Source organism: Actinomadura sp. NBRC 104425, assembly GCF_030269545.1.
GTDB lineage: Bacteria > Actinomycetota > Actinomycetes > Streptosporangiales > Streptosporangiaceae > Spirillospora > Spirillospora keratinilytica.
Genome location: NZ_BSTN01000008.1, coordinates 114,988 through 140,554, shown reverse-complemented (window position 1 = coordinate 140,554; position 25,567 = coordinate 114,988). Strand labels below are relative to the sequence as shown.

22 protein-coding genes are annotated in these 25,567 nt (G+C 76.3%); 14 read left to right on the top strand and 8 right to left on the bottom strand.

What is annotated here, in order from left to right; genetic code table 11:
* Positions 1-38: 38 nt before the first annotated feature.
* Positions 39-860: an ATP-binding cassette domain-containing protein gene (locus QSK22_RS15065; protein ID WP_285494775.1), complete on the bottom strand. Its 822-nt coding sequence runs from the start codon at positions 858-860 to the stop codon at positions 39-41.
* Positions 861-1,195: 335 nt separating this feature from the next.
* Here QSK22_RS15065 and QSK22_RS15060 point away from each other — a divergent pair, with 335 nt between their 5' ends.
* The 3 genes from QSK22_RS15060 to QSK22_RS15050 all read left to right on the top strand — a co-directional run bounded on the left by QSK22_RS15060 (position 1,196) and on the right by QSK22_RS15050 (position 5,828).
* Complete coding sequence (locus QSK22_RS15060; protein ID WP_285494774.1) at positions 1,196-3,325, top strand: HelD family protein; 2,130 nt, start codon at positions 1,196-1,198, stop codon at positions 3,323-3,325.
* Between the two features lie 174 nt (positions 3,326-3,499).
* Complete coding sequence (locus tag QSK22_RS15055) at positions 3,500-4,693, top strand: acyl-CoA dehydrogenase (RefSeq protein ID WP_285494773.1); 1,194 nt, start codon at positions 3,500-3,502, stop codon at positions 4,691-4,693.
* A gap of 52 nt (positions 4,694-4,745) precedes the next feature.
* Positions 4,746-5,828: an acyl-CoA dehydrogenase family protein gene (locus tag QSK22_RS15050; RefSeq protein ID WP_285494772.1), complete on the top strand. Its 1,083-nt coding sequence runs from the start codon at positions 4,746-4,748 to the stop codon at positions 5,826-5,828.
* A 79-nt stretch (positions 5,829-5,907) separates the two neighbouring features.
* Here the strand turns inward: QSK22_RS15050 and QSK22_RS15045 are convergent, their stop codons facing one another.
* Together QSK22_RS15045 and QSK22_RS15040 are read right to left on the bottom strand one after the other, a co-directional pair.
* Positions 5,908-6,459 carry a universal stress protein gene (locus QSK22_RS15045; protein WP_285494771.1) on the bottom strand — a complete coding sequence of 184 codons (552 nt, stop codon included), beginning with the start codon at positions 6,457-6,459 and terminating at the stop codon, positions 5,908-5,910.
* Between the two features lie 133 nt (positions 6,460-6,592).
* On the bottom strand, positions 6,593-8,401 hold the full coding sequence (locus tag QSK22_RS15040) for a tetratricopeptide repeat protein (RefSeq protein ID WP_285494770.1): 1,809 nt from the start codon (positions 8,399-8,401) through the stop codon (positions 6,593-6,595).
* Between the two features lie 536 nt (positions 8,402-8,937).
* Between QSK22_RS15040 and pcaH the strand changes: the two genes are divergently transcribed.
* From pcaH to QSK22_RS15005, 8 genes are all read left to right on the top strand, one after another.
* Positions 8,938-9,606 carry a protocatechuate 3,4-dioxygenase subunit beta gene (gene pcaH, locus QSK22_RS15035; RefSeq protein ID WP_285494923.1) on the top strand — a complete coding sequence of 223 codons (669 nt, stop codon included), beginning with the start codon at positions 8,938-8,940 and terminating at the stop codon, positions 9,604-9,606.
* Positions 9,603-10,184 carry a protocatechuate 3,4-dioxygenase subunit alpha gene (gene pcaG, locus QSK22_RS15030; RefSeq protein ID WP_285494769.1) on the top strand — a complete coding sequence of 194 codons (582 nt, stop codon included), beginning with the start codon at positions 9,603-9,605 and terminating at the stop codon, positions 10,182-10,184. Before pcaH ends, pcaG begins: the two co-directional genes overlap by 4 nt.
* Positions 10,174-11,385: a 3-carboxy-cis,cis-muconate cycloisomerase gene (gene pcaB, locus QSK22_RS15025; RefSeq protein ID WP_285494768.1), complete on the top strand. Its 1,212-nt coding sequence runs from the start codon at positions 10,174-10,176 to the stop codon at positions 11,383-11,385. The genes pcaG and pcaB overlap by 11 nt, the downstream gene beginning before the upstream one ends.
* Positions 11,382-12,155 carry a 3-oxoadipate enol-lactonase gene (pcaD, locus tag QSK22_RS34015; protein ID WP_502872311.1) on the top strand — a complete coding sequence of 258 codons (774 nt, stop codon included), beginning with the start codon at positions 11,382-11,384 and terminating at the stop codon, positions 12,153-12,155. Before pcaB ends, pcaD begins: the two co-directional genes overlap by 4 nt.
* Complete coding sequence (pcaC, locus tag QSK22_RS34010) at positions 12,152-12,616, top strand: 4-carboxymuconolactone decarboxylase (protein ID WP_502872310.1); 465 nt, start codon at positions 12,152-12,154, stop codon at positions 12,614-12,616. The genes pcaD and pcaC overlap by 4 nt, the downstream gene beginning before the upstream one ends.
* Positions 12,617-12,641: 25 nt before the next feature.
* Positions 12,642-13,481, top strand: a complete 840-nt coding sequence (locus tag QSK22_RS15015) for an IclR family transcriptional regulator (protein WP_285494767.1) — start codon at positions 12,642-12,644, stop codon at positions 13,479-13,481.
* A gap of 132 nt (positions 13,482-13,613) precedes the next feature.
* Positions 13,614-14,783: a 4-hydroxybenzoate 3-monooxygenase gene (locus QSK22_RS15010; protein WP_285494766.1), complete on the top strand. Its 1,170-nt coding sequence runs from the start codon at positions 13,614-13,616 to the stop codon at positions 14,781-14,783.
* Positions 14,784-14,829: 46 nt separating this feature from the next.
* A complete protein-coding gene (locus QSK22_RS15005) occupies positions 14,830-15,645 on the top strand; it encodes a cytochrome c biogenesis CcdA family protein (RefSeq protein WP_285494765.1) in 816 nt (271 codons plus the stop codon).
* On the opposite strand, the gene cphA is transcribed toward QSK22_RS15005, so the two are convergent.
* Complete coding sequence (cphA, locus tag QSK22_RS15000) at positions 15,642-18,305, bottom strand: cyanophycin synthetase (protein WP_285494764.1); 2,664 nt, start codon at positions 18,303-18,305, stop codon at positions 15,642-15,644. The two genes, QSK22_RS15005 and cphA, sit on opposite strands and share 4 nt — an antisense overlap.
* A 3-nt stretch (positions 18,306-18,308) precedes the next feature.
* Positions 18,309-19,139: a cyanophycinase gene (locus tag QSK22_RS14995; protein ID WP_285494763.1), complete on the bottom strand. Its 831-nt coding sequence runs from the start codon at positions 19,137-19,139 to the stop codon at positions 18,309-18,311.
* A 175-nt stretch (positions 19,140-19,314) separates the two neighbouring features.
* Between QSK22_RS14995 and QSK22_RS14990 the strand changes: the two genes are divergently transcribed.
* From QSK22_RS14990 to QSK22_RS14980, 3 genes are all read left to right on the top strand, one after another.
* Positions 19,315-20,592 (top strand): M20/M25/M40 family metallo-hydrolase, encoded by a 1,278-nt coding sequence (locus QSK22_RS14990; RefSeq protein ID WP_285494762.1) that lies wholly within the window; start codon positions 19,315-19,317, stop codon positions 20,590-20,592.
* 113 nt (positions 20,593-20,705) lie between these two features.
* Positions 20,706-21,728 (top strand): LCP family protein, encoded by a 1,023-nt coding sequence (locus QSK22_RS14985; protein WP_285494761.1) that lies wholly within the window; start codon positions 20,706-20,708, stop codon positions 21,726-21,728.
* 216 nt (positions 21,729-21,944) lie between these two features.
* Positions 21,945-23,336: an ABC1 kinase family protein gene (locus QSK22_RS14980; RefSeq protein ID WP_285494760.1), complete on the top strand. Its 1,392-nt coding sequence runs from the start codon at positions 21,945-21,947 to the stop codon at positions 23,334-23,336.
* 25 nt (positions 23,337-23,361) lie between these two features.
* On the opposite strand, the gene QSK22_RS14975 is transcribed toward QSK22_RS14980, so the two are convergent.
* From QSK22_RS14975 to QSK22_RS14965, 3 genes are read right to left on the bottom strand one after another with little or no spacing between them, the layout of a single operon-like run.
* The gene (locus QSK22_RS14975; RefSeq protein WP_285494759.1) at positions 23,362-24,255 is read right to left on the bottom strand and encodes a siderophore-interacting protein; all 894 of its coding nucleotides are present in this window, start codon (positions 24,253-24,255) and stop codon (positions 23,362-23,364) included.
* 44 nt (positions 24,256-24,299) lie between these two features.
* A complete protein-coding gene (locus QSK22_RS14970) occupies positions 24,300-24,461 on the bottom strand; it encodes a hypothetical protein (RefSeq protein ID WP_285494758.1) in 162 nt (53 codons plus the stop codon).
* Complete coding sequence (locus tag QSK22_RS14965; protein ID WP_285494757.1) at positions 24,458-25,480, bottom strand: aromatic ring-hydroxylating oxygenase subunit alpha; 1,023 nt, start codon at positions 25,478-25,480, stop codon at positions 24,458-24,460. Before QSK22_RS14965 ends, QSK22_RS14970 begins: the two co-directional genes overlap by 4 nt.
* Positions 25,481-25,567: the final 87 nt, after the last annotated feature.

The following is a 25,567-nucleotide window of genomic DNA, read 5'->3' as shown; positions in this document are numbered from 1 at the left end:
GCGCGGCCTGGTCCGGCACGGCCACCCGTTCGCCGTCATTATCGCGGCACGCCCGGACGTCGGACGGCGGCGGGCGGCGCTGCGGGGCCGCCGACCGCCGCCGGGCGGGGCCGGCACGTCGCGCGCACCTCGAACGGCGAGCCGGACGCGACGATCCGGCCGCCGCGCAGCAGGTGGAGCTGGTCGCAGACGCCCAGCACCAGCTCCAGGTCCCGCTCGATCAGCAGCACCGCCGGGCCCTCGGCCGCCACCTCGCGCAGCAGCACCTCCAGCGCGCGCATCTGCGGCACCGACAGCCCCGCGGACGGCTCGTCCAGCACCAGCAGCCGCGGATCGGCGGCCAGCGCCCGGGCCAGTTCGACCAGCCGCGCCACGCCGGGCGGCACCCGGTCGGCGCGGCGCCCCGCGTACGCGGCGAGGCCGAGGCGCTCCAGCAGCGCGTCGGCGGACGGCCCGGCATTGCGCCACGCGGCCCGCCGGATCCGTCGCCGGTCGCGGCGGGCGCGCCCGGGCACCTCCCGCAGCAGCGCGTGCGCCCGCACCGCGACCAGCACGTTCTCCCGGACGGTGAGCCCGCGCAGGACCGCGGGGCGGCGGAAGGTGCGCGCCACGCCCCGGCGGGGGCGCGGCAGCGGGAGCCTGCGGGTGAGGTCGGCGCCGTCCAGCCGGACGCTGCCGCACGCGGGCCGCAGCAGGCCGCAGACCACGTCGGCGAGGGCGGCGGCGCCGGGGTCGTCCGGCCCGACCAGGCCGGTGACCGTCGCGGGCGGCGCCGTCAGATCCGCCCCGTCGAGGAGGGTCACCCCGCGGCGCCGCACGGTGACGCCGCACACGCGCAGCCCCGGCTCTGCGTCCCGCACGACCCACCGCCTTCCGGTGTGACGTGGATCACTAACGAGTCGTCACGATACTGACGCTCCCGGGGGCGGGCAAGACGACCGAAGTCGATCACGTCAGCCCGCAGCGCCTGCAGGTGTCCCTGGAGCTCATCGGCTGCGCCGCCTACGAGGCGGCCCCGCCGCCGCTGAGCCCCGCTCCCGTTCGCGGCGCACGTCCGTCTGCGCCCGTCTGCATCCGGAGGGCTTCTCCGCGAGGTCCCGCCAGATCATCGGGAACACGGCTAGGCTAGGTGGTTTCGTCTGACGGCGATCATGTCCGGGCGTCACCAAACCATCACACACGGAGGTGTACACGCATGCCCACCGACCCGACGGCCGTAGCGCGCGAATCGCCCGAGGAGCCGGACTCCGGCGAGGCCGAGCCCCCCGTACCCCGGCAGGCCGCGTCCCAACAGGCCGCGTCCCAGCAGGAGGAGCCCGCCGACGCCGACGCGGTGCTCGCCGCCGAGCGGGCCCACCTGGCCGAGTCGCGGGCGGCGCTACGGCGCATGCGCGAGCACGCCGGCTCCCTGTCGGCCGACGTGGCCGCCGACTGGGTGTCGCAGCAGTTCCTGGAGTCGCTGCTGGAGAAGCGGGTCGCCGCGCTGGCCGACCGGCCCGACACCCCGCTGTTCTTCGGCCGCATGGACGCGCGCGAGGACCGCGGCGACCTGCCCGCCACCATGTACGTCGGACGGCGCCACGTCCACGACGGCGACGAGGGCCGCCCCCTGGTGCTCGACTGGCGCGCCCCCGTCGCCCGGGCCTTCTACCGCGCCGGGCCCGCCGACCCCATGGGCTGGCGCCGGCGCCGCCGGTTCGGCTTCCAGGGCGGCGAGCTGACCGCCTACGAGGACGAGCCGCTCGACGGCCGCTCCCTCGGCCCGTCGAGCCTGCTCACCCGGGAGATCGAACGGCCCCGCACCGGGCCCATGCGCGACATCGTCGCCACCATCCAACCCGACCAGGACGAGATCGTCCGCGCCGACCTGGCCGGCACCGTCTGCGTGCAGGGCGCCCCCGGCACCGGCAAGACGGCCGTCGGCCTGCACCGCGCGGCCTACCTGCTGTTCGCCCACCGCGAGCGGCTGGCCCGCTCCGGCGTGCTGATCGTCGGGCCGAACCGCGCGTTCCTGGCCTACATCTCCGCGGTGCTGCCCGCGCTCGGCGAGATCAGCGTCGACCAGGTCACCGTGGACGACCTGCTCGGCGCGCCCGCCGCCGAGGAGCCCGCCGACGTCGCCGCGCTCAAGGGCGACGCCCGGATGGCCGAGGTGCTGCGCCGGGCCCTGTGGCGGCAGGTCCGCAAGCCCGAGGAGGGCCTGCTGTACACCCGCGGCGCCAGCCGGTTCCGGCTCGCCGACCGCGAGGTGCGCGAGATCGCCGCGTCGCTGCGCGGGACGATGCGCTATGCCAACGCCCGCGCCGCGTTCGCCCAGCGGCTGGCGCACCGGGTGCTGGTGCTGATGGAGCAGCGCGGCGAGGCGCCCGACGACCGCGTCCAGGACCAGGTGGCCCGGTCCCGGCCCGTCAAGCGGCTCGTCGACCGGGTGTGGCCCAAGGTCACCGCCGAGCAGGTGCTGCACCGCCTGCTGTCGGACGCCGACCTGCTGCGCGCCGCCGCCAGGGGCGTGCTCGACGAGGACGAGCAGGCCGCGCTGCTGTGGCGCAAGCCGCCCCGCTCGCACCGGTCGGCGAAGTGGACCGCGGCCGACCGGGCCCTGCTGGACGAGCTGAACGACCTGATCGAGCGCACCCGGTCCCTCGGGCACATCGTGGTGGACGAGGCCCAGGACCTGTCGGCGATGCAGCTGCGCGCGCTGGGCCGCCGCTGCGCCACCGGCTCGGCGACGGTGCTCGGCGACCTGGCCCAGGGCACCACCCCCTGGTCGGCGCGCTCGTGGGACGAGGTGCTGCGCCACCTCGGCCAGGACGGGCGGGTGGCGGAGCTGACGACGGGCTTCCGCGTCCCCGGCGCGGTGCTGGACTACGCGGCCCGGCTCCTGCCGCACATCGCACCCGGCCTGGCCGCGCCCCGCTCCCTGCGCGCGGGGGCGGACGCGCTGACGGTGCGCCGGGTGCCCGACCTGGCCGAGGCCGTCGTCGCCGAGGCACGCCGCGCGCTGGACCGCGAGGGCTCCGTCGGGGTGATCGTCCCCGACGCCGCGGCCGCCGCCCACGCCGAGGCGCTCGCCGGCGCGGGCGTGCCGCACGGGCTGCTCGGCCCCGACTCCGGCGACGGTGAGCGGCTGCTGGTCGTCCCGGCGACCCTCGCCAAGGGCCTGGAGTACGACCACGTCATCGTCGTGGAACCCGCCGGCATCGTGGCCGCCGAGCCGCGCGGCCTGGCCCGCCTGTACGTGGTGCTCACCCGCGCCGTCACCAGCCTGACGGTGCTGCACCGCGACCCGCTGCCCGCTGAGCTGGGCGAGGCCCCGGCCCGCTGACCGGAGGGGCCGCCGCTCCCGCCGAGACGGCGCGCCGGGCTCCCGAGGAATCCGAACGGGATTCCGGTGCGCCGTTGACGCGGTCGGCGCGCTGTTCCTAGGGTGACCGTACCGACCAGTTGGTATGTCGGGTACCGCGGCCGCGGCGCCGCTCGTCCCAGGGAGGTCCGCCCCTTGAGCTCAGCACCGCCGGACGCCGACGACCTGCGCGAACGGGTCCGAAGCTTCCTCACCGACCACGATCCGTCCGGCATGGAACGGCTGGCGTTCCTGCGGGCCCGGTTCGACGCCGGGCTGGCCTGGGTGCACTACCCGCCGGGCCTGGGCGGGCTCGGCGCGCCCCGCGCCCTGCAGCCGGTCGTGGACGCCGAGTTCGCCGCGGCCGGCGCGCCGCGCAACGACCCCGAGCGCAACGGCATCGGCCTCGGCATGGCCGCGCCCACGATCCTGGCCTACGGCACCGAGGAGCAGAAGAGGCGCTTCCTGCGCCCGCTGTGGACGGGCGAGGAGATCTGGTGCCAGCTGTTCAGCGAGCCGGGCGCCGGCTCGGACCTGGCCGCGCTCGGCACCCGCGCCGTGCGCGACGGCGACCACTGGATCGTCAACGGCCAGAAGGTGTGGACGTCCATGGCGCACGAGGCGCGCTGGGCGATCCTGGTCACCCGCACCGACCCGGACGTGCCCAAGCACCGCGGCATGACCTACTTCATCTGCGACATGACCGCGCCCGGCGTCGAGGTGCGGCCGCTGCGGCAGATCACCGGCGAGGCCGAGTTCAACGAGGTCTTCCTCACCGACGTGCGCATCCCCGACGAGCACCGGCTCGGCGAGGTCGGCGAGGGCTGGCGGGTGGCCACCACCACGCTGATGAACGAGCGGGTCGCCATCGGCGGCAACGCCGTCCCCCGCGAGGGCGGCATGATCGGCGTGGTGGCGCGGTTGTGGCGGGACCGCCCCGAGCTGCGCACCCCCGGCCTGCACGACGCGCTGCTGCGGCTGTGGGTGGAGGCCGAGGCCGCCCGGCTGACCGGCGAGCGGCTGCGCCAGCAGCTGGCCGCCGGCGCCCCCGGCCCCGAGGGCTCGGCCGCCAAGCTCGCCTTCGCCCGGCTCAACCAGGAGATCTCCGGGCTGGAGCTGGAGCTGCTCGGCGAGGACGGCCTGCGCTACGACGACTGGACGATGCGCCGCCCCACCGAGGTCGACTTCACCCGCCGCTCGCCCGGCTACCGCTACCTGCGCGCCAAGGGCAATTCGATCGAGGGCGGCACCTCGGAGATCCTGCGCAACATCATCGCCGAACGGGTGCTCGGCCTGCCCGGCGAGATCAGGGTCGACAAGGACGTGGCGTGGAAGGACCTGCCCAAGTGACGGGCCGCTCGAAACAGCGCCAGACCACCCCGGGGCCGACGGAGGGACGCCCGTGACGAACCTGCTGTACAGCGAGATCGAGGAGGACCTGCGCGGCGGCGTCCGCCGGGTGCTCGACGACCGGTGCCCCTGGACGGGCGTGCTGGCGGGCCTGGAGAAGGACGAGCCGTACGACGCGGACCTGTGGCGGGCCGTGGCCGTCCAGCTGGGCTGCGCCGGGCTGCCGGTGCCCGACGAGCGCGGCGGCGCGGGCGCCTCCTGGCGGGAGACCGCCGTGGTGATGGAGGAGCTCGGCCGCGCGGTGGCGCCCGTGCCGTTCCTGTCCAGCGCCGTCCTGGCCACCGCGGCGCTGCTGGCCGCCGGCGACGCGGGCGCGGACCTGCTCGCCGAGCTGGCCGCCGGAGAGAAGATCGCCGTCGTGGCGGTGCCGTTCAGCACGGCGCCCAAGGGCCCCCTCGGCACGTCCGTGCGGGTGGAGGACGGCGCGCTGACCGGCGCCGTCACCGGCGTCGCCGACGGCGCCGCCGCCGACGTGCTGCTGGTCCCCGCGCCCGGCGGCCTGTACGCGGTGGACGCCGCCGACGCCCGCCGCACCCCGGTGACCTCGCTGGACATGACCCGGCGCCTGTGCGACATCGCGCTGGCCGAGGCGCCCGCCCGCCGCGTCGCCGAGGGCGAGGCCGCCGTGCGCGCCGCCCTGACCGCCGGCGCCGCCATGCTGGCCTCCGAGCAGCTCGGCCTGGCCGACCGGTGCCTGGAGTCCACCGTCGAGTATTTGAAGACCCGCTACCAGTTCGGCCGCCCGGTCGGCTCCTACCAGGGCCTCAAGCACCGCCTCGCCGACCTGTGGACGGCGGTCGCGCAGGCCCGCGCGGTCGCCCGATACGCCGCGGCCTGCCTGGCCTCCGGCGACCCCGACACCGACGTCGCCGTCGCGATCGCCCAGGCCCACTGCTCGGCCGTCGCGGTGAAGGCCGCCGAGGAATGCGTGCAGATGCACGGCGGCATCGGCTTCACCTGGGAGCACCCCGCGCACCTGTACCTCAAGCGCGCCAAGTCGTCGGCGATCGCCCTCGGCACGCCCGACCGGCACCGGGCGGCGCTGGCCGGCCTGGTGGACCTGCCCCCGGCCTGACCCCGCGCCTGCGGGCCCGCCCCGCGCCTCCGCCGCACCGGTCGGGGGCGGGGCGGCGCCCAGGCCGGCGGCGGGGCGGTCAGGCCGTGTGCTGCCGGCCGCCCCAGCCGAGCATGCGGCGCAGGCGGGAGCGCTCGGGACCGTCGTCCTGCCCGGAAAGGCCGCCGAGCAGCGAGTCGAACGCCGGCGGCCGCACGCACACGAACGTGGCCCTGCTGCGCCGCGCGCAGTGCAGCCGCACCGACGGCCGCACCAGCCGCGACCACAGGCCCCGGGAGCCGTGCCCGACGACGAGGATGTCGTCCTCGCGGGCCAGCCGCACCAGGGCCGCGCCCGGCTCGCCGACCAGCGCCAGCGCCGACATCTCCACCCCGCACGGGGTGCCGTCGGCCACCTCGTCGAGCAGCTGTGCGATCAGCTCCGCACCCGCCGAGCGCAACGCCTCGGTGACCCCCGGGCCGAGCTGGCCCACCGCCGACACGTGCGGCGGCAGCGGCGCGGCGTGCACGATCAGCAGCGGCAGGCCGCGAAGCCGGGCCTCGCCGATGGCCCACGACAGGGCGCACCGGGCCCCGGGGGAGTCGTCGACCCCCACGACCACGCGCGGGCCGCCCTCCGGTCTCGCGATCATGGTGCCTCGCCTCCGCGCCTCCTCTTCGCACTGTGCCCCTCAGCTTGGCAGGCGAGACCCGCGCGTTAAAGGGGGCTCGCGGACGCGGAACGGGCGGCGCGAGAGCGGCCCGGCGGGCGCGCCGCGCGGGCGGCTACGCGGTGGTGCGGGGGTCCGGCGGCGCGACGACGTCGTCGGCGAGCGAGCGCACCTCCGGATGCATGTCCGGGGTGGCGCGCACCAGGAACGCCAGCGACTCCAGCACGGTGACGGGACGGCTCTGGCTCGCCTGGACGGCCGCCATGAAACGCCAGGCGACCAGCTCGGCGACGTCGGCGCGCACACCCGGATCGACCCAGGCGGTGGCGATCATCGCCGCGAGCGCCATCTCCGACACCCAGTCCTCGGGCCCGTACGCCAGGTCCACCAGCACGGCCCTGCGCTCGGACCGGTGCCAGGGCTGGTCGGCCCGGTAGTGCGCGATGCCCAGGCACGTCCACGCCTGCACCGAGCGGATCCAGTCGGGACGGTGCCGGCGGGGGACCTCCTGCGGCACCGGCGGATGCACCAGCAGCCCCAGCAGGTCGCCCAGGCCCAGCCCGGACAGCCGCACCGCGTCGTCGTAGGCGGCGGGCAGGTGCCGCCACCGGTGGCCCGCCAGCCCCTGGACGGCCTGCACGGCGGCCGGGGACGGAGGCGCCACCGCGGGCCGCGCCGCGGTGCCCTCGTACACCCACACGCTGCCGCGCACCGCGCGCACCGGCCCGTCGGCGAACACCTCGGGCACGGGGCGGCGCGCATCCGGCTCGGGCACCTCGGTGACGGTGACGCCGTCGGAGACCCCCACCGACGCCGCGAACGCCATCAGGGCGCTGGGCGGCTCCGGGGCCGAGACGGTCAGCGCGATGCCGCGGGCGTCCTGCGGGCCGTCGTCGGCGAGGACCTGGCGCAGCACGTTGACGACCGCCTCGCCCGGCGCCGGGATGTGCCCCAGCCAGTACCTCCGCTGCGAATGGTGGGTGAGCACGCCGTCGGCGTGGCCGTTGCCGGGGTTCTCGCGCAGGTAGTCCGACAGCGCCACCAGATGGGCCAGGTCGCCGTCGCGGTCGAAGCGCATTCCGCAGGCCGTGGGGAAGGCGCTGGGGTCGTGCGGGTCCTGCTGCAGTGCGCGCTCCACCCACGCCAGCCCCTCGGCCGGGCGGCCGGCGAGCGCCAGCAGCTCCCCGATGTCGGTGTACAGGGCCAGGTTGCCCGGGTCGAAGCGCAGCGCGCGCAGCCACGCCTGCTCGGCCTCCTGGTAGCGCTGCTCGGCGCGGTAGGCGTACCCCAGCGCCATCGCCGCGTGGAACGACGGCTCCACCGACTCCGCGCGCGCCGCCAGCCCGATGGCCTCGCCCGTGGCGCCCACGCGGCGCATCAGGATCGACGACGTCCACAGCATCGCGCCGTGCCCCGGGTACGCGGCGCACATGGCGCGGGCCAGGTCGCAGAACGGCCGCAGCGGCGGCCGCTCCTGCTCGGGCACCGGATCGCCCAGCTTGCTCGCCAGCCGCATGACCAGCATGCTGACGTCGTCGGGCGCCAGCCGGGCGGGCAGGGCGGGGTCGCGCATCCACGGCACGTCCGCCCAGGCGCTCCCCGGTTCGTGGCACTGCGCCGACACCAGCAGCGACAGCGCCTGCTGCGGCTCGCCCCGCGACGCCAGCACGTGCGCCCGCGCCACGACCGTGCCCAGGAACACCGGCTGCTCCAGGGGGAACAGGTCCGCGCCGCCCCGCGGGTGCGCGGCGAGCGCCGCCAGCAGCTCGTGCGTCTCGGGCAGGACGGGGTCGTGCACCAGCGCCCTGGCGACATGGTCGGCCGCGTGCCGCAGCTCCCCGTCGTCGAGCGCGAGCCGCGCCATGCTCAACTCGCCCTGCGCCTGCAGCCGGGGATCGGTCATCCCCTCGCTCGGATCCGTCACGTGCCCCCTCCAAGATCCGTGGATGCTGGATGAACCCTCCCACACGGGTCCGACGGAATGCGCGGGCATTACGCACGCAGGGTGCAGCGGACGGCACGCGCACCGCCTGCGAGACCACCGTCGGCACCGCGCCGCCCGCCGCGCCCGGCCCGCCGGAGACGCCGCTCGCGGCAGGCCCGGGTTTCCACTGAGCGGAAAATCGGCCCCCTTGCCGGGGCGGACCGCTGCCAGGGTGAGGGGAAAGGCGGCGGCCCCGGACCCGCTCCGGGCCCGCTGCGCACAACGGACCAGGCGGCGGCCCGCCGATGACGCCGACCCTGCCGGCCCCCGGCGGCGGGCGCACCGGCGGGCCGCCGCGCGACGCGGGCGGGAGGCACATGGACGAGGTCGTCGCCTCGGCGGCGCGGACCGTCGCCGGCATCGGCGACGGGGCCGGCGCCGACGCACCCGCCGACCCGCCCGCCGAGGGCGCGTCCTCCCGGACCCCTCCGTGGCATGACCGCAACGCAGACGCCCGACGAGAAGGGACACGGGCCATGACCCATCCCCCGTATCTGCATCCCGACTACAAGAGCACCGTCCTGCGCGCCCCCTCCAAGCCGCTGGTGATGCCCAAGCTCGGACCCGAGGCCGTGGAGCTGACCTCCCCGGTCTTCGGCCACCAGGAGCTGGGCAAGCTGGACAACGACCTGACCCGCCAGCACCGCGGCGAGCCGCTCGGCGAGCGCATCATCGTCACGGGCCGGGTGCTGGACTCCTCCGGCCGACCCGTCCGCAACGCCCTGGTGGAGGTGTGGCAGGCCAACGCCGCCGGACGGTACGCGCACGCCGGCGACCAGCACCCCGCGCCGCTCGACCCCAACTTCACCGGGGCGGGCCGGTGCCTGACCGACGACGACGGCCGCTACCGGTTCACCACCATCAAGCCCGGCGCCTACCCCTGGCGCAACCACCTCAACGCCTGGCGGCCCGCGCACATCCACTTCTCGGTGTTCGGCACGGCGTTCACCCAGCGGCTGGTCACCCAGATGTACTTCCCCGGGGACCCGCTGTTCCCGTTCGACCCGATCTTCCAGTCGATCCCGGACACCAAGGCCCGGGAGCGGCTGATCTCCCGCTTCGACCTGGACACCACCGAGCCCGAGTGGGCGCTGGGCTACCAGTTCGACATCGTGCTCGGCCAGACCCCGATGGAGGAATCGTGACGGCGACCAGCGGCGAGACCACCCCGGCCACCCCGGCGCTCGGCCTCACCCCGTCGCAGACGGTGGGGCCGTTCTACGGGTTCGCGCTGCCCTACGACGACGGCCCCACCCTCGCGCCGGGCTGGCACAAGGGCGCCATCCGGCTGCACGGCCAGGTGTTCGACGGCGCGGGCGACCCGGTGCCCGACGCGCTGCTGGAGATCTGGCAGGCCGACGCCGACGGCTCGATCCCCCGCCGCCCGGGCGGGCTGCGCCGCGCCGGGCACGACTTCTCCGGCTTCGGCCGCTGCGGCACCGACCCGGCCGGCCACTACTGGTTCAGCACGGTCAAGCCCGGCAGCACCGGCGACGGCGCCCCCTACATCGCGTTGCTGGTGTTCGCGCGCGGCCTGCTCAAGCCGGTCTTCACCCGGGTGTACTTCCCCGAGGACACCGCCGCCCACGTCGGCGACCCGGTGCTCGGCGTCGTCCCGGAGGACCGCCGCGCCACCCTGATCGCCGAACGCGACGGCGAGGCGTCGTATCGTTTCGACGTGCATCTGCAGGGCGAACGGGAGACCGTCTTCTTTGACCTGTGACCGTCCACGGCCCGCCGGGGCCGTCTCACCCGACGCGGGCCTGCTGTCGCCGGTGCGGGCGGGCAGCGAGGCCGAGGCGGCCACCGGCGACGCCGCGTGGCTGCAGGCGCTGCTGGACGCCGAGGCCGCGCTCGCCCGCGCGCAGGCCGACCTCGGCGCCGTGCCGCGGGAGGCCGCCGACGCCATCACCGCGGCCGCCCGCGCCGACCGGTTCGACCTGCCCGGCCTGGCCCGGCGGGCGCGCGGCGCGGGCAACCCGGTGGTCCCGCTGATCGCCGACCTGCGCGAGCTGGCGGGCCCGGCCGGGCGGCACGTCCACCGGGGCGCCACCAGCCAGGACATCGTCGACACCGCCGCGATGCTCGTCGCGTCCCGCACCCGCGGCGTGATCCTCGCGCATCTGGACCGGGCGCTGGACGCGCTGGCCGGGCACGCCGAGCGGCACCGCGACACGCCGATGGCGGCGCGGACGCTGGCGCGCCAGGCGGTGCCGTCCACCTTCGGGCTCAAGGCGGCCGGATGGCTGCTGGGCTGCCTGGACGCCCGGGAGCGGCTGGCGGCGCTGCGGCTGCCCGTCCAGCTGGGCGGCGCGGCGGGCACCCTGGCGGCGTTCGGCGAACGCGCACTGGACCTGCCGCCCGCCTTCGCGGCGCAGACCGGGCTGGCCGAGCCCGAGCTGCCCTGGCACACCCGCCGCACGCCCGTGGCCGAACTCGCCGGGGCGCTGACGCTGGTCGCCGGCGCCCTCGGCAAGATCGCCACCGATGTCGTGCTGCTCGCCCAGAGCGAGGTGGACGAGGCCGCCGAGGCGGCCGGGCCCGGCCGCGGCGGCTCGTCGGCGATGCCGCACAAGCGCAACCCCGCGCTGTCGGCGCTGGTGCGCTCGGCGGCGCTGCAGGTGCCGGCGTACGCGCAGATCGTGTTCACCGCGCAGGCCGCGCCGCACGAGCGGCCCGCGGGGGAGTGGCACGCCGAGTGGCAGCCGCTGCGCGAGATGCTGCGCCTGACCGGCGGCGCCGCCGAGACCGCCGCCGAGCTGCTGGAGGGCCTGAAGGTCGCGCCCGACCGCATGCGCGCCAACCTCGACGGCCTGCTGGAGCTGCTGGCCGAGCACGGCGGGCGCGCCGACGCCGGTGCCGCCCCGGCCCTGGTCGACCGGGCCCTGGCGCGGTACCGGGAACATCGGAGGAACCGCACGTGACCCTGTACTACCAAGCCGACGGGCCCGGCGACGCGCCCGTCGTCGTCCTCGGCCCGTCCGTGGGCACCACCACCGGCCTGTGGGCTCCCCAGCTGCCCGCGCTCACCGAGCGCTGGCGGGTGCTGCGGTACGACCTGCCCGGCCACGGCCAGTCGCCCCCGCCCGGCGGCGGGGGCACCCTCACGGTCGGCGACCTGGCCGCCCAGGTGCTGGAGGTCCTCGACGCCGAGGGCGTCGCCAGGTTCGCCTACGCGGGGGTCTCGCTGGGCGGGGCGGTCGGCGCCGAACTCGCCCTGGCCGCGCCCGACCGCGTCGCCAGCCTGGTCCTGTGCTGCACGTCCCCCCGCTTCGGCCCGCCGGAGCGCTGGCGCGAACGGGCCGCGCTCGTGCGCCGCGAGGGCGTCGGGCCGGTCGCCGACACCGCCGCCGCGCGGTGGTTCACGCCCGGCTTCACCGGCGCCGACCCGTACGTGGCGATGCTGCGCGCCACCGACCCGGCCGGATACGCCGCCTGCTGCGACGCCCTGGCCGCCTTCGACATCACCGACCGGCTCGCCCGGATCGCCGCGCCCACCCTGGTGGTCGCGGGGGCCGAGGACGCGCCCACGCCGCCTGCGGGCCACGGCGACGTGCTCGCGGGCCGGATCCCCGGCGCCGAGCTGGTCGTCGTCGACGGCGCCGGGCACCTGGCCAACGTGGAACGCCCGGAACCCGTCACCGGCGCGATCATCCGGCACCTGGACCGCACCTGGAAGGGAGCCCCCGCATGACCTCCGCGACGAACCAGCCCGCCGGCGAGCCCGTGGACGAGCCCGCGGGCGAGCCCGGGGACGACCGGCGGCGGCACGCCGCCGGCATGAAGGTGCGGCGCGAGGTGCTCGGCGACGCCCACGTGGACCGGGCGGTGTCCCGCACCACCGGCTTCACCGAGGACTTCCAGGACCTGATCACCCGGTACGCCTGGGGCGAGATCTGGACCCGGCCCGGCCTGGACCGCCGCACCCGCAGCTGCATCACCCTCACCGCCCTGGTCGCCCGCGGCCACCTGGACGAGCTCGGCATGCACGTGCGGGCCGCGCTGCGCAACGGGCTCACCCAGGACGAGATCAAAGAGGTGCTGCTGCAGAGCGCGATCTACTGCGGGGTGCCGGCCGCCAACTCCGCCTTCGCCGTCGCCCAGCGGGTACTGGCCGAGGAGGAGCAGGCGAGCGGGACGTCCGCGGCCGGATAGCGGCCGCACGAGGGGGGAGGCGGCGATGACGGACCGGACGCGGCCGCCCAGCGTGGCACGCAAGATCATGGCGATCCTGGACGCCTTCGCCCTCGGCGGCGTCCGCCTCAACCTCAGCGAGATCTGCCGCCGCGCCGGGCTGCCGCTGGCCACCGGGCACCGGCTGGTGGGCGAGCTGGTCGCCGGAGGGTTCCTGGAGCGCGTCCCCGACGGCACCTACCGCATCGGCACCCGCCTGTGGCGGATCGGCAGCCAGGCCCCGGCCGTCACCGGCCTGCGCGAGCTGGCGCTGCCGCACATGGAGGACGTCTACGAGGTCACCCACGACAACGTGCAGCTCGCCGTGCTGCGCGAGGGGCGGGCGCTGGTCGTGGAGCGGCTGCGCGGCACCCGATCGGTGCCCGTGGTCACGCAGGTCGGCAGCACGCTGCCGCTGCACTCCACCGGGGTCGGGCAGGTGCTGCTGGCGTTCGCGCCGCCGGGGTTGCTCGAATCGGTGCTGGCGGCCGGGCTGACCCGGCACACGCCGCGCACCGTCACCGACCCCGGCGAGCTGCGCGACGTGCTGGCCCGGGTGCGCCGCAACGGCTACGCCGTCACCCGCGACGACATGACGGTCGGCGCGTCCTCGGTGGCCGTCCCGGTCCGCGACGCCGACGGCGAGGTGGTGGCGGCCCTGTCGCTGGTGGCCCGCTCCCGCAGCGCCGACGTGCGGCGGCTGCTGCCGCCGCTGGTGACCGCCGCGCGGGCCCTGTCGCGCGACGTGGCCCTGCACTGGCGCGTCGAACCCGCGGTGCCGGGGGCGCCCGTGTCGGGCGACGCCCCGCCCGCCCCGCCCGCCCCGCCCGCGGCGTCGGGCGCCTGACCGGGTCGGCAGCCGGATCCGGCCGACGACCTGGGCCGCCGCCCGGCCCCGGGTTTCCGGTGGCCGGAAGAGCGGGTCTTGCACCGGCCGCGGCAGACGCCAGGATCGCTGGTGACACGAGAAGGAGGAGCCATGCGCACCCAGGTCGCGATCATCGGCGGCGGACCGGCGGGACTGCTGCTGTCCCAGTTGCTGTACCGGCAGGGCATCGAGTCAGTGGTACTGGAGAGCCGCGACCGGGAGTACGTCGAGCACCGCCAGCGCGCCGGGATGCTGGAGCAGGGCACCACCGACGTGCTGCGCGACGCCGGGGTGGGCGAGCGGCTCGACCGCGAGGGCCTGGTGCACCACGGGCTGGAGCTGCGGTTCGGCGGCGCCGGGCACCGGATCCCGCTCACCGATCTGACCGGCCGGACGGTCACCGTCTACGCCCAGACCGAGATCGTCAAGGACCTGGTGGCGCGGCGCCTGGCCGACGGCGGCGACGTCCGCTTCGAGGCCGAGGTCACGGCGGTCGACCCGTCCGCGCCGAGCGTGACGTTCCGCCACGGCGGCCGCACGCACACCCTGGAGTGCGACTTCGTCGCCGGCTGCGACGGCTTCCACGGGGTCTCCCGCAAGTCCGTGCCCGACGTGCGGACCTACACCCGCGAGTACCCGTTCGCCTGGCTCGGCATCCTCGCCGACGTCCCGCCGTCCACCGAGGAGCTGATCTACGCCAACCACGACCGCGGCTTCGCCCTGCACAGCCTGCGCTCGCCCAAGGTCAGCCGGCTCTACCTGCAGGTCGCGCCGGACGAGGACCTGGCCGCCTGGCCGGATCAGCGGATCTGGGACGAGCTGGCCGCCCGGTTCGCCACCGACGACGGCTGGGAGCTCACCCCCGGGCCGATCACCGACCGGGCGATCACCCCGATGCGCAGCTTCGTCGCCGAGCCGATGCGGCACGACCGGCTGTTCCTGGCCGGGGACGCCGCGCACATCGTCCCGCCCACCGGCGCCAAGGGGCTCAACCTGGCCGTCGCGGACGTCACCGTGCTGGCCGCCGCGCTGACCGAGTACTACGCGACCGGGTCCGAGACGCTGCTGGACTCCTACTCCCAGCGGTGCCTGCGCCGGGTCTGGCGCGCCGAGCACTTCTCGTACTGGATGACCACCCTGCTGCACGTCGACCCGGCCGCCGACGACTTCGACCGGCGCCTGCAGCGCTCCCACCTGGACTACGTCGTGTCGTCGAAGGCCGCGTCCGCGAGCCTGGCGGAGAACTACGTCGGCCTGCCCCTGGACGGTTTCACCGCCTAGCCGGCCCCGGGCCCTAGTAGCCTGCCGGTCACGTGGGAGGGGGCACGTGATCGACATCGGGTATCCGGCGGCGTTCCTCGGGGGCGTGCTCACTCTGGTCAGCCCGTGCGGCGCGATGCTGCTGCCCGCGTTCTTCGCCTACTCGTTCGCCGCGCCCGCGCGGCTGCTGGCCCGCACCGGCGTCTTCTACGCGGGACTGGCCACCACGCTCGTCCCGCTCGGCGTCGCCGGTGCGGCCGCCGCGCGGCTGTTCAACGGCCATCGCGGGCTGCTGGTCACCGCGGGCGGAGCGGTCGTCGTCGCGCTGGGGGCGGCCCAGATCCTCGGCCTGGGGTTCGCCTCGGGACGCGCGCAGGAGGCGGCCGGGCGGCTGCGTCCGGTGTCGGCGGTGTCGACCTACCTGCTGGGCACCGTGTACGGGCTGGCGGGCTTCTGCGCGGGTCCCATCCTGGGCGCGATCCTCACCGTGGCCGCCGTGGAGGGGGACCCGCTGTACGGCGGCGTGCTCCTCGCCGTCCACGCGCTGGGCATGGCGCTGCCGCTGTTCGTGCTGGCGCTGCTGTGGGACCGGTTCGACCTGGGGCGCCGCCGCTGGCTGCGCGGCAGGGCGTTCACCGCCGGCCCGCTGCGGCTGCACACCACGTCGCTGGCGTCGGGGCTGATGTTCGTCGCCGTCGGCGGGCTGTTTTTGGCCTTCGAGGGGACGGCCGCGCTGCCCTCGCCGCTCGGCGCCGACCGGGAGGTCGCGCTGGAGCAGTGGGTGCAGCGCATGGGACGGGCCGTGCCCGACGTGGCGTTCGTCGTCCTCCTCGGCGCCGCGGCCGCCGGGGCCTGGTGGGCCGCGCGCCGGACCCGCGGCTAGCCGGCGTCCGCCGGGCGGGGCTGGGCGCCCAGGGTGTGCAGCAGATCGGCGACCGGCTGCAGCTTCTCGTACAGCAGCAGCACCGGCTCGCCGGGGCCGGCGAGGGTCAGGGCCGTGGTCAGCGCGCTCTTCAGGTCGCCGGCCGCGACGTGCCGCACGTCCGGCCGGCGCTCCCGCAGCCCGCGGACGATCAGGTCGGTCATCTCGCCGGGCGCGCGGCCGCGCAGGTCCTCGTCCTCGTAGACCACGACCCGGCCGAACACCTCCGCCAGCGCCCGGGCGGTCTCGGCGACCAGGGCGTCCTCGCGGTCGCCGGGCAGCGTGACGGCGGCCACGCCCGGCCGGTCCCACTGGCGGCGCACGAACGCGCCGATCGCGGCGACCGCCGCCGGGTTGTGCGCGTAGTCGACCAGCACCGGGTTGTCGCCGACCCGGTAGACGCAGCCGCGGCCGGGGTTGCGGTCGTGCGGGGCGAACGAGCGCAGCGCGTCGGCGACCACGTCGGCCGGGGTGCCGAGGGCGCGGGCCGCGGCCGCCGCCGCCAGGGCGTTGGCGACCACGTGCGCGGCGCGTCCGCCGAACGCGCCGGCGACCTCGCCGACCGGCAGCAGCGGCGTGCGCTCCGCACCGGCCGCCTCCACCAGCAGGCCGCCGTCGACGAAGTACGCCACGCCGCCCTGCGCCACGTGCCGGGCGATGGCCGCGCTGCGCGCCGACGCGCCGAACAGCCGCACCACCGGGTCGCGCCGCCGCACGGCGGGACGCTCGGCCAGGCCCGCCGCCCGCGGGTCGTCGGCGTTGAGCACCAGGTGCCCGCCGTCCCGGATCTCCTCGGCCACCAGCGCCTTGATGTGCACCAGGTCGTCCACGGTGAGGGTGTCGTCGACGCCCAGGTGGTCGGCGGTGATGTTGGTGACCACGGCCACGTCGGCGCGGTCGTAGCCCAGGCCGCGGCGGACGATCCCGCCGCGCGCGGTCTCCAGAACCGCCGCCTCCACCGAGCGGTCGGCCAGCACCATCTCCGCCGACCGGGGCCCGGACGCGTCGGCCCGGTACACCAGGCCGCCCGCCCCGCGCCCCTCGACGTAGACGCCCTCGGTGCAGGCCATGCCGACCCGCAGGCCCCGCCGGGCGAGGATGTGGGCGACCATCCGCACGGTCGTGGTCTTGCCGTTGGTGCCGGTCACCGACACGATCGGGATGCGCGACGGCGTGCCCGGCGGGAACAACAGGTCGATGATCACCGCCGCGACGTCGCGGCCCTTGCCCTGGTGCGGCCGCAGGTGCATGCGCAACCCGGGGGCGGCGTTGACCTCCAGCACCCCCGCCGCGCCGGGGTCGGACGGCAGCGGCGCCGCGATGTCGGGCAGGCGCAGGTCCACCCCGCACACGTCCATGCCGATCGCCGCGGCCGCCCGCACGCACATCCGCGCGACCTGCGGGTGCACCTCGTCGGTCACGTCCCGGCTGGTGCCCCCGGTGGACAGGTTGGCGTTGCGGCGCAGCCACACCACCTCCCCGTCGGCGGGGACGGTGTCGCGGCGGTGCCCCTGGCGGGCCAGGTGCGCCACCTCCGCCGCGCCGAGCCGCAGCCGCGTCAGCGGCCGGTCGTGGCCCTCGCCGCGCGCCGGGTCGGCGTTGACGCGCTCGACCAGTTCCGCGACCGTCGCCGTGCCGTCCCCGACGACGTGCGCGGCGGTCAGCTCGGCCGCGGCCGCCACCCGCCCGCCCACCACCAGCACCCGGTAGTCGCGGCCGGGGATGTAGGACTCCACCAGCACCCGCTCGTCCACGCCCGCCGCGGCGCGGAACGCGGCCAGCACCTCGGCGGGTTCGGACAGCTCGACCCGCACGCCCTCGCCCTGGTGCCCCGACAGCGGCTTGACCACCACCGGCGGGCCGATCTCGCGCAGGGCGTCCAGCGCCTCGGCGGCGTTGGTCACCAGCCGCCCCTCGGGCACCGGGATGCCCGCCTCGGCCAGCACGACCTGCGCCAGCCGCTTGTCCGCGGCGATCTCCATGCCGATCGCCGACGTCGCGTCGGTCATCGCCGCCCACACCGTGCGGCGGTGCCGCCCGTGCCCCAGGTGCAGAAGGTTCAGCTCGCCCACCCGCCGCACGGGCACGCCCCGGCGCCGCGCGGCCCGCGCCAGCGCAGCGGTGCTGACGCCCAGGCGGGTGCGTTCGTACTCGGCGCGGAGGCGGGCCAGTTCCGGTTTCAGCGCCGGCGGCCGGCCGTCCAGCACCCCGGTCACCGTCCGCACCGCCAGGGCCAGCAGGGCGCCGGGGACCGGGCTGGCGGACGGCTCGTCGCGCGGGCACTCGAGAATCACGTCGTAGACGCCGGGGGAGCCCGCCCACACCGTCCGGCCGAAGCACACCTCGCGGCCGATCCGGCAGGACAGCTCCAGCGCCACGTGCTCGGTGACGTGCCCGAAGTAGGTGCCGCGGGCCATCGCGTCCAGCAGCCCGCCGGGGCGGCCGGCCGAGCAGTGGTGGTCGGCCAGTCCCGGCAGCAGCTCCACCAGCCGCTCGGCGAAGCCGGGCCGGTCGGTGGTCTCCCGCTCGGTCAGCTCCGCCAGCTCCAGCCGGGCCACCAGCACCGGGCGGGACAGGTACACGTTCGGGCCGCCGAGGCGGCGCAGCGCGTCGATGCGCATCGGTCAGGACTCCTCCCCGGGACGCCGGCCGATGACGGGCTTGCGCTGTTCCATGTCGAAGCGGCAGCCCGCCGGGAGCATGTGCAGGTCGACGTGCAGCATCGCCATCGGCTCGTCGTCGCCCGCCGCGTAGCCGACCGTGGCCCGCTCGGCGTCCACCACCGTGACCAGCCCGGAGCCGACCACCTCGAAGGAGCCGTCGCCCACCACGATCGCGGTGTCCTCGTCGATCCCCACGCCCAGCAGCCGGGTGTCCAGCGCGATGCCGCTGAGCAGGCGGGGCAGCCGCCCGCGCTCCAGAAAGTGCATGTCGATCAGGACGTTGTCCACCAGCGCCAGCCCCGGTCCGACCCGCACCGTGGACGCGGCGACCTCGTGCCCCTTGCCGCCCAGGATCATCCAGTGGCCCATCGCGGTGGCGCCCGCGCTGGTGCCGGCGATGACCAGGCCGTCCTCCTCCAGCCGGCGGCGCAGCAGCCGGTTGGTCTGGGACCCGACCAGGGTGCGGATGCGCGACTGGTCGCCGCCGCTGAACAGCACGCCGGTGGCCTCGTCCAGGGCGTCCAGCACGCCCGGGTCGTCGGCCGCGGCCCGGCCCAGCAGCCGCAGCTCGCGCACCGCGGTCACGCCGAGCCGCCCGAACGCGGCGGTGTACTCGGCGGTCACCTCCTCGGGGATCTCGGTGGCGGTGGTCACCACCACCACCCGCGCGGCCGAGCCGCCCGCCAGCCGCACGAACGTCTCCAGCGGCCCGGTGCCGCACGTGCGGTTCTCCGCGCCGCCGATGATCAGCAGCCGGCCCCTGCGGCGACGCCCCGCGGTGCTGTCTGTCACACCGGGTAGTTACCCTCGATTACAACAGGTAGTCATATGAGTGCGGATGGTGAGCACAGGGATGAGCGTACGAACTCCGGCCGCGATGGCATCGACCGGGACATCATCGACCGGGACGGCATCGACCCGGGCGGCGGCACGAACGGCGAACACAGGGGCCCCGGCGGGCACGGCCGTGGCGGGGGCGGCGGGCGCGCCGGCGCGGCCGCGCGTCGGCGCGCCCGGCCCGGACGCGGCGGCGCTCACGGCCGCCGCCGCGCACGTCCGCGAACGCTATGCCGGCAGGCTGGCCGAGCTGGTCGCGGTCGACAGCGGCACCGCCGACACGGCGGGCGTCAACCGGGTGGCCGGGCTGGTCGCCGGGTACGCCCGCGACGCGGGGATGCGGCTGGAGCCCGTCCGGCTGGACGACGGGCGGGCCGCGCTGGTCGCCCGCCGCCGCGGCCGCGGGCGCCGCAAGATCCTGCTGACCGGCCATATGGACACCGTGTTCCCCGCCGGGACGGCGGCCGCGCGGCCGCTGCGCGTCGACGGCGACCGCGCGTACGGCCCCGGCGTGTGCGCCGGCAAGGGCGGCCTGCTGGCGGGCCTGGCCGCCGTCGAGGCGCTGGTCCTGCTGGGCGCCGAGCGCTACGGGGAGGTGGCGCTGGTGTGCTCGCCGGACGAGGAGGCCGGCTCCCCGCTGAGCCGGATGCTGCTGCGGCGCGAGGCGCACGGCGCGGCGGCGGCGCTGGGCCTGCGGTGCGCCCGCCCGGACGGCGCCGTGGTCGCCGCCCGCAAGGGAGGCGCGGAGGTGGAGATCGTCCTGCGCGGCCGGGCGGCGCACACCGATCCCGGTGCCGCCCCGCCCGCCGATTCCGACCGGGCCGCCGCCGACCGGGGCGGCGACGCCGCCCTGGCCGCGGCCCGGCTGACCGTCGCCCTGCAGGAGCTGGACCGGAGCCGTCTCGGAGTGCGCGTCCGCGTGGGCGTCCTGCAGGCGGGCACGGCGCCCGGCATGGTCGCCGACTCGGCGCGCCTGGTCGCCTGCGTGCGCGCCGACCGCGCGGCCGACTTCGACGCTGTCCTGGGCGACATCCGCCGCCTGGCCCGCGGCCACGGGGTCGCCGGGGTGGCGGCCGAGGTCGTCCAGCACGCCCCCGTGCCCCCGTGGGAGGGCGGCCCGCGCACCGCCGCGCTGGTCGACACCGCCCGCCGGGTGGGCCTCGAACTGGGCCTGCACGTGCGGGCCGGCGCCGCCGGCGGCGGCTCCGGCGCCAACATCGTCGCGGCGTCCGGCACGCCCGTGCTGGACGGCCTGGGGCCGGTCGGCGGCGCCTGCCGCTCGCCCGGCGAATGGCTCGACCTCGCCTCCGTCGTCCCGCGCACCGCGCTGCTGGCCGGCCTGATCGACCGGATCGCCGAAACCGGCTGTACCGGTTTGGGGCGGCTCGGGGGCGGGAGCGCGATATGACGGGCGTTATAGCGCCCCGTGGCGGGGAACCGGGTGGGTGATCATGCGCCGGACCGGGCTGAGGCACCCCGGCGGCGCGGACGGGACGGGCCGCTGCGGAGGTGATCCCTGCCATGAGGTCTCGGAGCCGGCGTGCGGGCGGCGGGCGCCTCCGGCGTGTGCTGGTGCGCCTGGGCGTGGCGGCGGCGGTGCTGGCCGTGTCCGCCTTCGGGGTGGCGGTGTGGCGCGCCGACAGCTACGACCGGCGCATCCAGCGGCTGCCCGGGGCGCTGCCGGACCGCGCGGCCCGCCCGGCCGCCGAAACCGGGCAGAACTGGCTGCTGCTCGGCTCGGACCTGCGCGGCGTCCCTGCGCGGGACAAGTGGCGCCCCGGGGGACGCGCCCACGCCGACACGATCATGGTGCTGCACCTGCCGCCGGACGAGCGGCAGGCCTACGTCATCTCGATCCCGCGGGACCTGTGGACCGACATCCCCGGACACCCGCGCGCCAAGATCAACACGGCGTTCGCGCACGGCGGGCCGCGGCTGATGGCGCAGACCGTGCAGCAGTTGGCGGGCATCCGCCTCGACCACGTGGTCGCCGTCGACTTCGCCGGGTTCGCCCGGATGACCGATGCGCTCGGCGGCGTGGACATCTACCTGGACGCGCCGATCCACGACCCGAGCAACGGCTGGTCCTGGCCGGCGGGCCGCAACCACCTGGACGGCGCGCGGGCGCTGCGGTTCGTCCGCGAGCGCAAGGGCCTGTCCGGCAGCGACGTCGACCGGGTCAAGCGGCAGCACGCCTTCCTGCGGGCCATGGCCGGCAAGGCGATCGACGGCGGCACGCTGCGCAACCCGGTCAAGCTCGACGCGTTCCTGCGCGCGGCAAGCGAGTCGGTGGCGGTGGACGACCGCACCGGCCTGGGCGCGCTGCGCTCCCTGGCGCTGCGGCTGGCGCGGATCGGCCCCGACCGGGTCACCTTCGTGACGCTGCCGACCGGGCCGTCGGCGTGGATCGACGGGCAGAACGTGCTGCTGCCCGACCGGCGGCGCGGCAGGGAGCTGTTCGACGCGCTGGCCGCGGGCCGGCTGCGCGAGCACGTCCGGCGGCACGGCCTGGCGACCGACATCGACCTGTCCCCGCCGTCCTGACGCTCGCCCCCGCGCCGTCGCCGTGCCGTTCATCGGCGCGCCGGACGCCCCTCTCCGCCCCATGCCAGACACAGTCGTGACGTGTCTCACATTCCAGCGCCATGGTGATTGGGCCGCGGGCGGCCGTCGAGCATCGGGCGGAACGGTCACAGCGGGAGATACCGTTTATACGGTTCAAGCCAGAAAGCCGGTGTCAACAGGCAGGACGGTCCCACTGTGAGCGACATCCCCCGCCGGGCGGTGAGCCGGACCGCCAAACTGGCCACCCTCCCCCTCGGTTTCGCCGGCCGCACCGCCCTCGGCCTGGGCAAGCGGACGATCGGCCGCCCCGCCGAGGCGGTCGCCCTGGAGGTGCAGCGGCGCACCGCCGAGCAGCTGTTCGCCGTGCTCGGCGAGCTCAAGGGCGGCGCCATGAAGGTCGGCCAGCTGCTGTCGATCTTCGAGGCGGGCCTGCCTGAGGAGGTGGCCGGGCCGTTCCGGGCCGCCCTGACCCGGCTGCAGGAGGCCGCTCCGCCGATGCCCGCCGCGACCGCGCACCGCGTCCTGGCCGAGGGGCTGGGGGAGGACTGGCGGGAGCTGTTCGCCGAGTTCGACGACCGTCCCGCCGCGGCCGCCTCCATCGGCCAGGTGCACCGGGCCGTGCGGCACGACGGGCGCGCGGTGGCCGTGAAGGTGCAGTACCCGGGCGCAGGGCCGGCGCTGATGAGCGACTTCAACCAGATCGCCCGGCTGAGCCGGCTGATCGGGCCGCTGTTCCCCGGCGTGGAGGTGAAGCCGCTGGTCGCCGACCTGAAGCGGCGGTTGGAGAAGGAGCTGGACTACCGCGACGAGGCCCGCGCCCAGACCGCCTTCCACCGCGCCTACGCCGGCGACCCCGACTACCTGGTGCCCGCCGTCGTGGCGCAGTCCGGGAACGTGCTGGTGACCGAGTGGGTGGAGGGCACGCCGCTGGCGCGCGTCATCACGGACGGCTCCCGGGAGGAGCGCGACCGCGCCGGGCTGCTGCTGTTCCGGTTCATCCTGTCCGGCCCCGCGCGCTGCGGCATGGTCCACATCGACCCGCACCCGGGCAATTTCCGGCTGCTGGACGACGGCAGGCTCGGCGTGCTGGACTTCGGCGGCGCCGCCCGCGTGTCCGACGAACTGCGCTGGTCGCTCGGCCGGATGCTGCGCATCGGCACCCTCGGCGACGCCGAGGAGATGGTCGCCCTCGCCCGCGCCGAGGGCTTCCTGGACCCGGGCGCCGAGGTGGACCCCGAGGAGCTGCGCGCCCTGATCGCCCCGCACGCGGCGCCGTTCGCCGTCGAGCGGTTCCGCTACAGCCGCCAGTGGCTGCGCCGCGAGACCGCGCGGGGCATGGGTTTGGCCACCGACCTGCGGCCGGGCGGCCTGGCCCGGCACCTGCGGCTGCCCCCGCAGTACCTGGCCGTCAGCCGCGCCCTGGCCGGCTGCGGCGGCGTGCTGTGCCAGCTGGAGGCCGAGGGCGACTTCCGCGCCGAGGCGCTGCGCTGGCTGCCCGGCTTCGCCGACGACCCCGGCGCCGACCACCCCGGCGCCGAGGAGGCCGCCGGCGAAGCCCCCGGGGAGACCGGCGAGGCCACGGCCTGACCGGTCGCCCCGGAAGCCGCCGCGCTCAGGAGGCCGAGGCCAGCGCCTTGGCCTCCTCCTCTTCGATCATGCGGTTCCACTCGCGCTTGGACGACTGCCAGCCGTCCTCGTCGCGGCCGCGCCGCCAGTAACCGGAGATCGACAGCCGCTCCAGCGGGATACCGCGCTCGACCCGCAGGTGGCGGCGCAGGTCGCGGACGAAGTCCGCCTCGCCGTGCACGAACGCGTGCACCCCGTCGGCGGGCAGGTCCAGGGCGCGCACCGCCCGCACCAGCGCCTCGCCGACCTCGCCGCCGCCGCGGTGCAGCCACTCGATCCGCGCGTCGCCGGGCGTGGCCAGGTCCTGCTCCTCCGCGGGCCCCTCCACCTCGATGAACACGCGGGTGGGCGCGCCCTGCGGCACCCGCTCCAGCGAGGCGGCGATCGCGGGCAGCGCGCTCTCGTCGCCCGCCAGCAGGTGCCAGTCCGCCTCGGGGCTGGGCGCGTACCCGCCGCCCGGCCCGAAGAACCAGATCTGGTCGCCCGGCCGCGCGTTCGCCGCCCACGGCCCGGCCATGCCCCGGTCGCCGTGGTGGACGAAGTCGATCGTCAGCTCGCGGGCGTCCGGGTCCCAGGCGCGGACGGTGTAGGTGCGGGTGCTCGGCCACTGCTCGCGCGGCAGCCGGGCGCGGATCTCCTCCAGGTCGAACGGCTCGGGGTAGACGACGCCGGCCGGGGGGAACAGCAGCTTGACGTAGTGGTCGGTGAACTCGCCCGCCGAGAACCGGGCCAGCCCCTCGCCGCCGAGCACCACGCGGATCATGTGCGGGGTGATCCGCTCCGTGCGGACCACCGTGCCGCGGTGCGCGATCCGCGGGCGCCGTCCGCCGCCCTGCCGGGCCGGCCGTGCCGCCGTTTCCCCTGGTCGTTCCGTCGCCATCCGACCCACCTCCGAGGTCTTTGTTAGGTTAAGCTAACCTAACCTTACTCGGAAGTGCTCCGGTGCTCGTGGTGCGCCAGCAGCCAGCGCCAGATCTCCACCGGGTCGTCGGCCTGCCGCCGCGCGCCGCAGAAGCAGATGCCGGTCAGCAGGTCGGAGCCGGGTGTCCACTCTACGCGCAGCCTGCCGCCCTGCCCGCCGCTCACTGCGCCGTCATCCGCTGCAGCATCCGGCGCGCGGCCAGCCCGCCGGTGTCGATGTTGATGCTCAGCTCCTGGTAGCCCTCCGGCTCGGCGGCGATCACCTTCTCCAGCAGGTTCAGCGCCTCGACGTCCTGGAGCACGACGGTGCGGTTGCTGTCGGCCAGGAACCGCGACACCTCCTCGTCGTCGCGGGCGAAGTCGCGGGCGACCATCCAGAAGTCGTGCGTGCTGGTCTCGGTCTCCGGGGTGATCGCGTACACGATCTCGGCGTGGCAGGCCCTGGGGTCGTCGCCGTCCGGGCCCGGCTCCACGCCGGTCGGCGCGATCCGGCTGTGCAGCAGGTACAGGCACGGCGGGTGGTACTCGATGTCCTGCCAGCGGTCGATGCGGCCCTCGATGCCCGTGGACTTGGCGTAGAACGGCGGGCACTCGGCGTCCTTCATGCGGCGGCTGACGTAGACGACACCCGCCTCCTCGTCCACCTCCGTGGTGATGGGCGTCGCGGCCACCTCGGGGGTGCCGATGTAGCCGCCGTGCAGGTACGTCTCGTGCGACAGGTCCAGCAGGTTGTCGACCAGCAGCTCGTAGCGCGCGGCCAGCGGCTCCATGCCCCGCACGGTCACGTAGTCGGGGGAGTCGAGCCAGGGGGCGCGCGGGATCGCCGCCGGGTCGGCCTTGCCGTCCTCGCCGATCCACACCCAGATCAGCGAGTCCTGCTCGACCACGGTGTACCGGGGGACGCGGGCGGTGCGGGGCACGCGGCGCTGCCCGGGCACGGCCACGCAGGTGCCGTCGGGGTCGTAGGTGAAACCGTGGTAGCCGCAGACGATCCGGTCGCCGTCGCGACCGCTGGCCGACAGCGGGTAACGCCGGTGCACGCAGCGGTCCGCCAGCCCGACGGGCTTTCCGTCGCGAGTGCGGTAGAAGACGATGGGCTCACCGCAGATGGTGCGGGCCAGCAGGCCGTCGCCGACCTCCGAGCCGTACGCGGCGACGTACCACTGGTTGCGTGGGAAGGCCATGGGGTGCTCCTCGACGCGTGTCAGGACCGATGACCCCGACCTTCCCGGGCCCGCGCGCCGGCGGCCACCGCCGTTCCGTCCAATGGA

What these genes read in the sequence shown, in the direction of transcription:
- QSK22_RS15060 (WP_285494774.1), top strand. Translation starts at nt 1,196, where the DNA reads ATGCCCACCGACCCGACGGCCGTAGCGCGCGAATCGCCCGAGGAGCCG.
- QSK22_RS15045 (WP_285494771.1), bottom strand. Translation starts at nt 6,459, where the DNA reads ATGATCGCGAGACCGGAGGGCGGCCCGCGCGTGGTCGTGGGGGTCGAC.
- pcaH (WP_285494923.1), top strand. Translation starts at nt 8,938, where the DNA reads ATGACCCATCCCCCGTATCTGCATCCCGACTACAAGAGCACCGTCCTG.
- pcaC (WP_502872310.1), top strand. Translation starts at nt 12,152, where the DNA reads ATGACCTCCGCGACGAACCAGCCCGCCGGCGAGCCCGTGGACGAGCCC.
- QSK22_RS15015 (WP_285494767.1), top strand. Translation starts at nt 12,642, where the DNA reads ATGACGGACCGGACGCGGCCGCCCAGCGTGGCACGCAAGATCATGGCG.
- QSK22_RS15010 (WP_285494766.1), top strand. Translation starts at nt 13,614, where the DNA reads ATGCGCACCCAGGTCGCGATCATCGGCGGCGGACCGGCGGGACTGCTG.
- cphA (WP_285494764.1), bottom strand. Translation starts at nt 18,305, where the DNA reads ATGCGCATCGACGCGCTGCGCCGCCTCGGCGGCCCGAACGTGTACCTG.
- QSK22_RS14985 (WP_285494761.1), top strand. Translation starts at nt 20,706, where the DNA reads ATGAGGTCTCGGAGCCGGCGTGCGGGCGGCGGGCGCCTCCGGCGTGTG.
- QSK22_RS14975 (WP_285494759.1), bottom strand. Translation starts at nt 24,255, where the DNA reads ATGGCGACGGAACGACCAGGGGAAACGGCGGCACGGCCGGCCCGGCAG.
- QSK22_RS14965 (WP_285494757.1), bottom strand. Translation starts at nt 25,480, where the DNA reads ATGGCCTTCCCACGCAACCAGTGGTACGTCGCCGCGTACGGCTCGGAG.